General features: G+C 41.6%; 3 protein-coding genes and 1 pseudogene. All 4 read left to right on the top strand.

The genetic code is table 11. The features are described 5' to 3' along the window. Positions 1–108: 108 nt before the first annotated feature. Entirely contained in the window at positions 109–297 is a 189-nt protein-coding gene (locus tag KDK19_RS07245) for a BrnT family toxin (RefSeq protein WP_257253571.1), read from the top strand. A gap of 58 nt (positions 298–355) precedes the next feature. Next, positions 356–586 (top strand): CopG family transcriptional regulator, encoded by a 231-nt coding sequence (locus tag KDK19_RS07250; protein ID WP_257253572.1) that lies wholly within the window; start codon positions 356–358, stop codon positions 584–586. Between the two features lie 103 nt (positions 587–689). Beyond that, positions 690–1,181, top strand: a complete 492-nt coding sequence (locus KDK19_RS07255) for a GNAT family N-acetyltransferase (protein WP_257253574.1) — start codon at positions 690–692, stop codon at positions 1,179–1,181. Between the two features lie 138 nt (positions 1,182–1,319). Next, a pseudogene (locus KDK19_RS07260) lies at positions 1,320–1,568 on the top strand (hypothetical protein); the annotation flags it as partial.

Raw genomic sequence — 1,568 nt, forward strand, 5'->3', positions numbered from 1 at the left:
ACCAATTTATTGCAACCGCAGTAGGACAGCCTTAAGTCCGACAGGCTGCTAGCATCAAATGGTATATAATTGATACCTAATTGCTGTATTTATAGGTGTCAAAATCACTTGTTTGAATACGATCCGAATAAAAGTATGACTAATTTTGACAAACATGGTATTGACTTCGATGAAGCTCAAAACTTATGGGAGGATGAGTCAAAAATCATCTTTCCTGCAAGTCTTGAAGGAGAAGAGCGATTCCTCATGGTTGCAAGGTACAAAGGCAAACACTGGACAGCGGTTTATACACTATGAGGAGATAACATCAGAATTATTTCAGTTCGCCGTTCGAGAACAAAGGAGATTACTTGCTATGAAAACTGAAGATTTCGACAAAGCCTTTGATGAGGGCAGTGAGCTAATTGATAATGTGGTTCAGTGGGACAAGGGTCATCGTCCTGATTTTGATACAAAGCGTGTCAATATTGACTTTCCAATATGGATGATCAATGCCCTTGATAAAGAAGCAGCCAGGCTTGGAGTTGCTCGTCAAGCAATAGTAAAAACATGGATGGCTGAAAAATTAGATCAAACCCGCAGATGAGAGCGCAGCATAGCAAGTGCAGCCAACGGGGACGCTCACTGCGCTCGCTCCCTTGCTGCAGCCGTTAGGTGTGTCCACATATCACGGTTAAGAGGCAGAAATAATGATAAGAGAGGTCGAAAGCAGTGATATTAAACGGATTGTAGAAATTTATAATCACTATGTAAGGAACACTGCATTTACGTTTGAAGAAGAAGAGATTTTAGCATCTGATATTGATTTTAGGGTTAATAAAATTAAGTCAGATGGTTTGCCCTGGATCGTGTTAATAAATGATTCAAAAGTAGTCGGTTATGCTTATGCTTCACAATGGCATGACCGTAGTGCATATCGGTTTTCCGTAGAAACTACTATTTATCTTGATCCGAACTTTCAAAGTAAGGGACTTGGTAGCGCTTTGTATAGAGAGTTGTTAAAAAAATTACAGAGTAAAAGAATTAAAACAGCTATTGGTTGTATAACATTGCCAAATGAAAAAAGTGTTGCCTTACACGAAAACCTAGGAATGAAAAAAGTTGCTCATTTTGAGAAAGTAGGGTTTAAGTTCAATCAGTGGCAAGATGTTGGCTACTGGCAAATGATCATGCCCACCTAACAAAAAGTTCAAGTTCGTTCCCGGGGCTGCGCCTTTCCATCAGACGCCGCCTGCGTTGCCACCGCTTAACTTGGCGTTAGGTGTCTCTGTGCAATCTCTCAATGTCTGCTATGCTGACTGCTCCTGCAACAAATGATAATGGTACGCAGTATGTCACTGGAATATCGTGTAGAGAAACTTGAATCCCATTTTGAATCGCTGGATAACGCTGTACATCGGCTCATCGAGATTACTGGGGAAACACAGAAGATTGTGCTCGAAAACCAGCGAGAGAATCGGCTCATGTTTGAGCGGCAAGACCGCAAGATTGAGGCTTACCAGTCTGAGAACCGCAAACGTTTTGACCAGCACGACAAACGTTTTGACCAGCACGACAAACGTTTTGAC

The organism is Endozoicomonas sp. ONNA1 (genome assembly GCF_024606325.1).
Taxonomy (GTDB): Bacteria; Pseudomonadota; Gammaproteobacteria; order Pseudomonadales; family Endozoicomonadaceae; genus Endozoicomonas_A.

What these genes read in the sequence shown, in the direction of transcription:
- KDK19_RS07250 (WP_257253572.1), top strand. Translation starts at nt 356, where the DNA reads ATGAAAACTGAAGATTTCGACAAAGCCTTTGATGAGGGCAGTGAGCTA.
- KDK19_RS07255 (WP_257253574.1), top strand. Translation starts at nt 690, where the DNA reads ATGATAAGAGAGGTCGAAAGCAGTGATATTAAACGGATTGTAGAAATT.